The 9,370-nt window shown below is 61.9% G+C and carries 8 protein-coding genes; 2 read left to right on the top strand and 6 right to left on the bottom strand.

Features of this window, described 5'->3' with window-relative positions; translation table 11 throughout:
- Window positions 1-248: hypothetical protein (locus D8U82_RS28295; RefSeq protein ID WP_206663334.1), on the top strand; the 248-nt coding region annotated here is incomplete at its 5' end.
- A gap of 30 nt (window positions 249-278) precedes the next feature.
- Here D8U82_RS28295 and D8U82_RS17525 read toward each other — a convergent pair.
- The 6 genes from D8U82_RS17525 to D8U82_RS17500 form a co-directional block, all read right to left on the bottom strand.
- Complete coding sequence (locus D8U82_RS17525) at window positions 279-1,658, bottom strand: VOC family protein (RefSeq protein WP_130902626.1); 1,380 nt, start codon at window positions 1,656-1,658, stop codon at window positions 279-281.
- 88 nt (window positions 1,659-1,746) lie between these two features.
- Window positions 1,747-2,967 (bottom strand): glycolate oxidase subunit GlcF, encoded by a 1,221-nt coding sequence (gene glcF, locus D8U82_RS17520; protein WP_125926005.1) that lies wholly within the window; start codon window positions 2,965-2,967, stop codon window positions 1,747-1,749.
- 2 nt (window positions 2,968-2,969) lie between these two features.
- Entirely contained in the window at window positions 2,970-4,019 is a 1,050-nt protein-coding gene (gene glcE / locus D8U82_RS17515; RefSeq protein WP_130902625.1) for a glycolate oxidase subunit GlcE, read from the bottom strand.
- Window positions 4,019-5,518 (bottom strand): glycolate oxidase subunit GlcD, encoded by a 1,500-nt coding sequence (glcD, locus tag D8U82_RS17510; protein ID WP_130889031.1) that lies wholly within the window; start codon window positions 5,516-5,518, stop codon window positions 4,019-4,021. Before glcD ends, glcE begins: the two co-directional genes overlap by 1 nt.
- A gap of 163 nt (window positions 5,519-5,681) precedes the next feature.
- Complete coding sequence (locus D8U82_RS17505; protein ID WP_016774118.1) at window positions 5,682-6,608, bottom strand: alpha/beta fold hydrolase; 927 nt, start codon at window positions 6,606-6,608, stop codon at window positions 5,682-5,684.
- Window positions 6,609-6,629: 21 nt separating this feature from the next.
- Window positions 6,630-8,084, bottom strand: a complete 1,455-nt coding sequence (locus D8U82_RS17500) for an NAD(P)/FAD-dependent oxidoreductase (protein WP_130902624.1) — start codon at window positions 8,082-8,084, stop codon at window positions 6,630-6,632.
- 188 nt (window positions 8,085-8,272) lie between these two features.
- On the opposite strand from D8U82_RS17500, the gene D8U82_RS17495 reads away from it, so the two are divergent.
- Window positions 8,273-9,346 (top strand): diguanylate cyclase, encoded by a 1,074-nt coding sequence (locus D8U82_RS17495; protein WP_130902627.1) that lies wholly within the window; start codon window positions 8,273-8,275, stop codon window positions 9,344-9,346.
- Window positions 9,347-9,370: the final 24 nt, after the last annotated feature.

Raw genomic sequence — 9,370 nt, 5'->3', positions numbered from 1 at the left:
AAGTGCGCAAGAAGTTGCGCAGTACTGCGCAACTTCTTGCGCACTTGGCTGCAGGGCTTGCGCCGCTTGGGCTGCAGGGCAATTTACCCCTGAAATATTACGGGCAACTGCGCAACTTCTTGCGCACAATGGCCAGATGCCTTTATGGAGGCAAAGATCGCTATGGACGCAAAGATTGCCCCATAGCTTCAGATCAAAAGATCGCAGCCTGCGGCAGCTCCTACATTTGGAATGCGTTTCCCCTGTAGGAGCAGCCGTAGGCTGCGATCTTTTAATGTTTAACGCGCGAGTCGGGTCAAACACTCCTCAATCGACCGCCGTTGCGTCTCGGCATACAACCCCAACTCATCGATGGCCGAACGCCCCAGCGCCTGTTCGAAAGCCTGTCGATTGGAGTGTTCGCCGTAATGCGCCTGTGCGGCATCCCCCAGGTTCGACTGAAAAATCCCCGCTGCGCTCACCGGCAGGAAATCTTCGTACACCAGCGGCTCCGCTTTCACATAGCCATCGCGCAGCAAGTCCTCCAGGGACGACTCACCAAGTCCTTCAGCGGCCAAGCCCTTTTCCGTAGCGAAATAACGAAAGTACGCCAGCCCCTGTTCGCGCATGCCCTCGATGCTGTCAGGAAATTCGGCAAAGTGCTGCGTCATCAGCGCGTTGTAGCGTGCGGCATTGGCTTCGTTAGGGAAGTCGCCCAATTCATCGCGAGCGGCATTCAACAAGCGGTCATACAGCGCGCGACCCTTGGGCGTGAGGGCGGCGCCGCGTTGTTCGATTTCGCCGAAACGCGCGCTGTGGCTGCCACGGGTTTCGGGCTGATCGGTGAAGGCGATCGGCTCGTCCAGCGCTTTGAAGCTGGTCTGGCGCAGCAGGATCGGGCAGTCGCGGCGCGGTGGGCCTTCGATCACCGCTTTGGGTGTGATGCCATGGGCAGGCATCTGCTCCTGCACGGTGTCGATGTCCAGCGTGCGCGGGGTCAGGTGGTTGATGTGCGGGCCTTTGAACGCAACGACATCGGCGATCAAGCGGTGCTGGGCGCTGAGTTTCTGGTATTGCGCGGCGCTGACCGTGGCGCTGTGGTGCCAGCGAAAAGTCTCCAGTGCCTGTCGGACGAATTCTGCGGCTTCGTCGTCATTCAGTCCGCCTGCCGTTTCCGCCTGTTCAATCAGGCGCAACGCCTCTTCAGTAAAAATCGAACGACGGGCCAGTACCGACTCGGCAAACGAACGCAATTCAGGATCTTCAATCAGCTCCAGGCGCAGCAACGAGGTGAACACGCGAAACGGGCTGACCTGCAGCGCTTCTTCATGCACCGCGCGAAACGCCGTTGAATGCACCGGCACACCGGCCGGGGTCAGGTCGTAATAACCCACCGGTTGCATGCCCATCACCGCGAACAAGCGGGCGAGGGTGGCCAGTTCGGTCGCGGTGCCTACCCGGATGGCGCCGTGGCGTTCCATGTCCAGGCGTTCGATTTCGCCGGTGCGCTTGAGCTGTCCGGCGATGTCAGGCTGACGTGCCAGCACTTCGCGATTGGTTTTCTCCACCAGTTCCATCAGCGCGCCGTACAGCGGCACCTCTTCGCGGTACATGTCGGACATCGCTCGGGAGAAGCGTTGGCGGATCAGGTCGGGGCTGACGAACGGCTGCACGGTCATGAAAAAAATTCCTGCCACGGTGACGAAATGGATGCCGGAAAAGATCGCAGCCTTCGCCCAGGCGGGCAAACGAAGAATCCTACGAACTTCATTCTGCCAACGACTGATCCACCAGTTCGATCCAGTGCCTGACCGGCGTGCGCCCGGCGCTGGCCAGATGGCTCTGACAGCCCACGTTGGAAGTGACGATCAACTCAGGCCGGCCGCTTTCCAGGGCGTTGAGGCGCTGATCGCGCAGTTGCCGCGCCAGCACCGGTTGGGTCAGCGAGTAGGTGCCCGCCGAGCCGCAGCACAAATGGCCGTCCGGCACCGATGTGAGGTTGAAGCCGAGTCGGGTCAGCACTGTTTCCACGGCGCCGCCGAGTTTCAGTGCGTGCTGCAAGGTGCACGGGCAATGCACGGCGATGCGCCGTTCGCTGGCGGCGCATACTTGCTCCAGTGGTTCCTCAGCGATTATTTGCACCAGATCCCGAGTCATTTCGCTGATCCGCCGGGCTTTCAACGCGTAGATCGGATCGTCCGCAAGCAAATGCCCGTAATCCTTGATGAACGCGCCGCAACCGCTGGCCGTCTGCACGATGGCTTCGGCGCCGTTCTGCAGATGCGGCCACCAGGCGTCGATGTTCTGCCGAGCGCGGTCGAGACCTTTGCCCTGAGCGTCGAGGTGATAGTCGAGAGCGCCGCAGCAACCGGCCTCGCTCACCGGGGTGACGCTGATGCCCAGACGATCAAGCACTCGCGCCGTTGCGTCATTGGTATTCGGCGACAGACCCGGTTGCACGCAACCTTCGAGCAACAACACCCGGCGCGCATGCCTAGGAGCAGGGCGCGACCCCATAACACCCAAGCGCTGCGGCAGTTTGCTTTCCAGCAGGCGCGGCAGCAGAGGCCGAAAGGTCGCGCCCATGCGCAGCAAGCCTTTGAACACAGCCGGATTCGGCGCCAACGCGCGCAAGCCTTCGCGCAGCAAGCGCTGGGCGGCGGGGCGCGGCACCGCGCTGTCGACCACCGCGCGGCCGATGTCGAGCAGGTTGTGATAATCGACGCCGGACGGGCAGGTGGTTTCGCAGTTGCGGCACGACAGGCAACGATCCAGATGCAGTTGCGTCTGCTCGGTGGCCGGTGCGCCTTCGAGCACTTGCTTGATCAGGTAAATGCGCCCGCGCGGACCATCGAGTTCATCGCCGAGCAATTGATACGTCGGGCATGTCGCGTTGCAGAAACCGCAATGCACGCAGGTGCGCAGGATCTTTTCCGCTTCGCCAGCGCGGGGCAATTGCCGCGATTGCTCGCTGAGGGTGGTTTGCATGGCTAGACCTCCGCGTACATTCGTCCGGGGTTGAACAGCCCTTGCGGGTCGAGTTGCGCCTTGAGTTGCCGGTGGTAGCGCAGAAGGGTTGGCGCCAAGGGTTGAAACGGCGAATCGGTGGCACCGTGGGTAAAGCACGTTGCATGGCCGCCCAAGGAATGGGCGAGTGCGTGAATCTCAGGGCTTTCGGATTTCACCCAGCGTTGCGCACCGGCCCAATCGATCAGTTGCTCGCCGGGCAGCTCGAGCGGGCCGAGGTTGTTCGGCAATGACAGGCGCCACAGCGGCAAACCTTCGTCGAAAAAACTCAGGCGCTGTTCGTTGAGGTCGCGCCAGAAACCCGAATCCAGCGGCTCGCCGCCGAGGCGTTGATGCGCCGCCGTCACCGAACCTTCGCCACCTTCCAGGCGCAGGTACAGGCTCCGGCCATCGTGGCACGCGGCGCTGATCGGCAGCGGTTGCTGGCCCCATTCGGCAAGTTTGCTCAAGGCCCGAGCGCAGTCGATATCGAGGCGGATGCTCAGGCACTGGCGCGGTTTCGGCAGGACTTTCAGCGACACTTCGGTGAGCACGCCGAGGCAACCGAAACTGCCGGCCATCAGCCGCGACAGGTCATAACCGGCGACGTTTTTCATCACTTCGCCACCGAAGCGCAGATGCTGACCGAGGCCGGTGATCACCCGCGTGCCGAGAACGAAGTCGCGTACCGAGCCGGACCACGGCCGGCGTGGTCCGGACAGTCCCGTGGCGACCATGCCGCCGACCGTGGCGCTGTCGGCGAAGGACGGCGGTTCGCAGGGCAACATTTGCCCGGCGTCATCCAGCGCCGCGAGCAGCTCGGACAACGGCGTGCCGGCACGTGCGGTGACCACCAGTTCGGTCGGATCGTATTGAACGATGCCGCGATGGGCGCGGGTGTCGAGCACTTCGCCGGCCACCTCGCGACCGAGAAACGCCTTGCTGTTGCCGCCCTGAATCTTCAGCGGCGTGGCATTGGCCCGCGCTGCGTTGACCTGATCGAGCAGGGCGTTGGCGGCATCGAAATCAGCCATCAGAATCGCTCCAGCTCGGGGAAGGGCAGTTGCCCGGCGTGAATGTGCATCGCGCCGAATTCGGCGCAGCGATGCAGGGTCGGAATGTTCTTGCCGGGATTGAGCAGGCCCTGCGGATCGAACGCGGCTTTCACCGCATGAAACAGCAGTAACTCGTCGCTGTTGAACTGCGCGCACATCTGATTGATTTTTTCGCGGCCTACGCCGTGCTCGCCGGTGATGCTGCCGCCGACTTTCACGCACAGTTCGAGGATCTTGCCGCCCAGTGCCTCGGCGCGATGCAGCTCCCCCGGCTGGTTGGCATCGAACAGGATCAGCGGATGCATGTTGCCGTCGCCGGCATGGAACACGTTGGCCACGCGCAAGCCATATTCCTCGCCGAGGCTAGCGATACCTTGCAGCACAGCGGGCAATTCGCGGCGCGGGATGGTGCCGTCCATGCAGTAATAATCCGGCGACAACCGGCCGATCGCCGGAAACGCGTTTTTGCGCCCGGCCCAGAAACGCACACGCTCGGCCTCGTCCTGGGCCTGGCGCACTTCAGTGGCGCCGGCCGCTGTCATGACTTCCCGTACGCGCTGGCAATCGTCGTGCACGTCGGCTTCGACGCCGTCGAGTTCGCACAACAGAATCGCCTCGGCGTCGACCGGGTAACCGGCGTGGATAAAGTCTTCGGCGGCGCGAATGGCCAGGTTGTCCATCATTTCCAGACCACCCGGAATGATCCCGGCAGCGATGATTTCGGCAACCGCACGACCGGCCTTTTCCACTGAGTCGAAACTGCCGAGCAGGACCTTGGCGACTTGCGGTTTGGGCAGCAGTTTCACCGTGACTTCGGTGATGATCCCCAGCAGGCCTTCGGAGCCGGTGAACAAGGCGAGCAGGTCGAAACCGGCTGAATCGAGCGCCTCGGAGCCCAGCGTAAGACGTTCGCCCTCGATGGTCAGCACTTCGATTTTCAGCACGTTGTGCACGGTCAGGCCGTACTTGAGGCAATGCACGCCACCAGCGTTTTCCGCGACGTTGCCGCCGATCGAACAGGCGATCTGCGACGACGGATCCGGTGCGTAATACAAGCCGAACGGGGCCGCCGCTTGGGAGATGGCGAGATTGCGCACCCCCGGCTGAACCCGCGCGATACGTGCAGCGGGGTCGATGTGCAGGATGTTGTTGAACCGCGCCATCACCAGCAACAGGCCCTTTTCCAGTGGCAGCGCGCCGCCGGACAATCCAGTGCCGGCACCCCGCGCGACCACGGGCACGTTGTTCTGATGGCAGAATTTCAGCAGGGTTTGCACTTGCTCCAGACGCCGGGGCAGGGCCACCAGCATTGGCGTGGCGCGGTAGGCGGAGAGGCCGTCGCATTCGTAGGGTTTGAGTTCATCTTCGCGCCAGAGGATGTCCAGGTCCGGCAGGGCTTGTTGCAGGGCCTTGAGCAATTCGCCCTTGTTCACCTCGGGCAACGGACCGTCGAGGCGTTCGTCGTAAAGGATGTTCATGGGAACGCCAACCTTCTGTCTCCGCTGATCGTTCCCACGCTCTGCGTGGGAATGTAGCCCGTGACGCTCTGCGTCACTGGACGCAGAGCGTCCCCTGAGGCATTCCCACGCAGAGCATGGGAACGATCAGTTGCGCCACCTGGGGCATTGCGAATATCCATGTTCATCGCTGTCGTTCCAGAAATTCCCCGTACAGCCGCGCGGTATTTCCCGGCTGTTCGACCATCGGCATGTGCCCGACGTGATCCCACACATCCACTTCGAGATTGGCGATGCCTTTGCTCCACACCGGCACGCTGCTGACGTCGATCAGGCGATCCTTGCGCCCCCACAGCAGCAGCGCCGGGCATTTGATCTCGGCCAGTTTCGGTTCCATCGGCGGGCTGGCGCGGAAGTCGCGGAAGATTTCTTCGAGCTCGTCACGTTGTTGCTCGTAGCGCTGGGCGACGGCGTCCAGCACCAGCTTCGGCACCCACGGCGGCGACTCCATGGTCATCGCGTAGAAACGCTGAAATTCTTCGCGGGAATTGATCAGAAACGGATTGTGCCCGCGCGCCAGGTGGCGCTCCATGTCGCTTGGCTCCGGTGCGGTGACGCCGGCCGGGTCGATCAATGCCAGCGAGGCGATCCGCTCGGGATAGGTCGCTGCCAGCCACGCGGCAATGTAGCCGCCCATGGAGTTGCCGATGACGTGGACTTTCTCCACGCCGCAGACGTCGAGCAGTTGAATCATGCGTTTGGCCTGAACCGCAATGTCGTAACCGCCGCCAGCCTTGAAGCCAGTCTCACCGTGGCCGGCCAGATCCGGAATGATCACCCGATACTGACGGACGAAATGCCGGGCGCAGCGCAGCCAGAGGTTTTTGTCGGCGCTGAAGCCGTGCAGCATCAGGATCGCGCTGGACGCCTCGTACGGCCCGCCTTGCCAGGTCGACACGGTCATCTCGGCGATCGGCACTTCGATCTTGTGCAATTTGTACAACCTGGCCTCGCTGGCCATGGCCAGGTTGTACAGCCAATGGCCGACCGCCGGGTAACTCAACCAGCTCCAGGCCACGAAAACCGCGAGTGCGACAAACAGCAAAAGCATCGACGTCTTCCTTTTACGTGTTCAGGACAAAATATGGTCGGCCGGTTTCAGCGCCCGGGTCAGCAGGTGATAGCTGAAACTGAAGCCGGGAAACATCGCGATCACGTGACCGCTCTTGCTCTGGTACCAACTGTGGCAACCACCGGACTTCCACACCGTGCGCTGCATTTCCCGGTGGATCATTGCAGTGTAGGTACGTTCTGCGTCACGGCGCACTTCGATGCTGCGCAGGCCTTTGGCCCGTACGGTGCGGATGCAGTCGAGGATGTAGTTCATCTGCGATTCGATGATGAACAGCGCCGAGGTGTGGCCAATGCCGGTGTTCGGCCCGGTGACGATAAACAGGTTGGGGAAGTCCGGCAGGCTGGTGCCAAGGTAGGCGCGCGGGTATTCGGCCCAGACATCTCTGAGTTGCACCGCGTTTTTGCCGCTGACCGGGTAGGAAATCACCCCGTCGGTGGCGTCGTAACCGGTGGACCAGACGATCAGATCAACATCGAGATGCTCGCCGTCCACGGTGTTGATCCCGCTTTCGTCGATCGAAGCGATGCCGTGCTCGCGACTGTGCAACGTGACGTTGGCGCGGCTCAGCGCCGGGTAGTACGTGCTGGACACCAAAACGCGTTTGCAGCCGATGGTGAAGTCCGGGGTGAGTTTCTGTCGCAGTACCGGGTCTGGAACCTGGCGCTTGAGGAACCGCAGCGCATGTCGCTGGACCAGGTGAATCGCCGGTTTCGAGTATTTGAAAGCGATCACGCGGGTTTCGAATTGCCAGTAGATCAGCCAGCGCAGCAGTTTGTATGCCGGTTTCAGGCCAAGCAGCCAGCGCTGGAAATGGCCGAATTTGCGATCGGCACGCGGCAGCACCCAATGCGGCGTGCGTTGGAACACATGCAGCTGTTCGACTTGTGGCGCTATCGCTGGGACCACCTGCGCGGCGCTGGCGCCGCTGCCGACGATCGCCACGCGTTTACCGCGATAGTCGTAGCTGTGGTCCCAGTTATTTGTATGAAAAGTCTTGCCTTGAAAGCGATCCATCCCGGGAAAGTTGGGGATGACCGGCTGACTCAATGGCCCGGAAGCATTGATCAGGAATTGGGTTCGGAAAGTACCTCTGGCGCGGGTGTGCACCAACCAACGCTTTTCCGCTTCGTCCCACTCGACGCGCTCGACATCGGCCCCCAGTTCCACGCGCTCGCGTAAACCGAACTGCTCGATCAGCTGTTCGGTGTAGCGACGCAGTTCCGCCTGTTCGGCGAACATCTGCGACCAGCGGTAGGGCGCGAATGACAGCGAATACAGTGGCGACGGCACGTCCACTGCTGCGCCGGGGTAGGTGTTCTGGCACCAGGTGCCGCCGAAGAAGTCGCGTCGCTCGAGAATGCGAAAGTCGTCGATTCCGGCCTTGAGCAGGTTGACCGCCGCGCACTGGCCGCCGAAACCGCTGCCGATGATCAACACAGCGTAGGTATGCATGTGCCCCCTTTTTATAGTTGTTTTTCCATTTACCCTCTTTCATTTATAGCCAACTCTGGGCCGCGCGTGCGGCGCTGATAGCGCTCTATTCAGGCCGCTGGCCGGTGATGGCTATTTAACGGCGCCCTGATAGACTCCGGACACATCCTTGTCGGGATGTAACCATGCATCGCGCGGTCGAGGCCCTTATGGGAAATACGCGAGGAAAGGGACTTTCACTGGCCAGGAGGCTTTACAGGTCGCGGGTGTTCGGGCTGCTGCTCGGGCTGATGTGTGTCAGCGTGGCGATGTATGCCCTCGATCCGCCGCTGTGGGTGTGGGGCCTGATGCTGTTCAATGGCCTGATCTGGCCGCATCTGGCGTTTCAATGGGCGCGCCGCTCGAGCGTGCCGTTTCGCGCCGAACACCGCAATTTGCTGATCGACGCATTCATGGGCGGCTTCTGGGTCGCCGCCATGCAGTTCAATCCGCTGCCCAGCGCAACCACGATTTCGATGATGGCAATGAACAACGTCGCCATCGGTGGCGGGCGGTTTTTGCTGGCGGGCACGGCGGCGCAGCTATTGGGCATCGGCGTCGGGCTGGTGGTGTTTGCGCCGGCGTTCATCCCGCCAACAACGCCGCTGCAGCTCTACGCCTGTTTGCCATTGCTGTTGCTGTATCCGCTGGCGCTGGGCTGGATCTGCTTTCGTCAGGCCTCGACCCTTGGTCGGCACAAGCGTGAGCTGTTGGCGTTGAGTCGCACCGACAGCCTGACCGGCCTGCTCAATCACGGCGCGTGGAAGGATCAACTGAACCTCGCGTTCCAGCGCTGCAAACGCCAGCAGCAGGGCGCGGCGATTGCGCTGATCGACATCGACCACTTCAAAGCGATCAATGACACCTATGGGCATGTCGCTGGCGATATCGTCCTGCGCCAGTTGAGCAAACTGCTCAAACAGAATCTGCGCGCCACGGATGTGGCCGGGCGCTATGGCGGAGATGAGTTCTGCGTGATCCTGCCGGAGCTGCCGCTGTTCAATGCCGCTCAGGCCATGGAAGCCTTGCGCGAGCGTTTTGCGGTGATGGGCTACGAGCAGAACCCGGCGTTGAAGGTCAGTCTGAGCATTGGTCTGGCCGCCTACGACCCGAGCCATGCCGACGCCACGCGTTGGCTGGATGAGGCCGATCAGGCGTTGTACGAAGCCAAGGCCAGGGGGCGCAATCGGGTGATCTGCAACAGCGACAACAAGCCGAGGCAGGCGCTGCTGGATTCGGTCTGAAGAGTGATCGAAGATCCCATGTAG

The organism is Pseudomonas sp. Sample_23 (assembly GCF_004307595.1).
Lineage (GTDB): Bacteria > Pseudomonadota > Gammaproteobacteria > Pseudomonadales > Pseudomonadaceae > Aquipseudomonas > Aquipseudomonas atacamensis.
Note: the sequence above shows the minus strand (reverse complement) of the source record. Positions and strands in the feature narration are given on the sequence as shown.

Excerpts from the sequence above, each read along its gene's own strand:
- D8U82_RS17525 (WP_130902626.1), bottom strand. The coding sequence starts at position 1,658 with ATGACCGTGCAGCCGTTCGTCAGCCCCGACCTGATCCGCCAACGCTTC.
- glcF (WP_125926005.1), bottom strand. The coding sequence starts at position 2,967 with ATGCAAACCACCCTCAGCGAGCAATCGCGGCAATTGCCCCGCGCTGGC.
- glcE (WP_130902625.1), bottom strand. The coding sequence starts at position 4,019 with ATGGCTGATTTCGATGCCGCCAACGCCCTGCTCGATCAGGTCAACGCA.
- glcD (WP_130889031.1), bottom strand. The coding sequence starts at position 5,518 with ATGAACATCCTTTACGACGAACGCCTCGACGGTCCGTTGCCCGAGGTG.
- D8U82_RS17505 (WP_016774118.1), bottom strand. The coding sequence starts at position 6,608 with ATGCTTTTGCTGTTTGTCGCACTCGCGGTTTTCGTGGCCTGGAGCTGG.
- D8U82_RS17500 (WP_130902624.1), bottom strand. The coding sequence starts at position 8,084 with ATGCATACCTACGCTGTGTTGATCATCGGCAGCGGTTTCGGCGGCCAG.
- D8U82_RS17495 (WP_130902627.1), top strand. The coding sequence starts at position 8,273 with ATGGGAAATACGCGAGGAAAGGGACTTTCACTGGCCAGGAGGCTTTAC.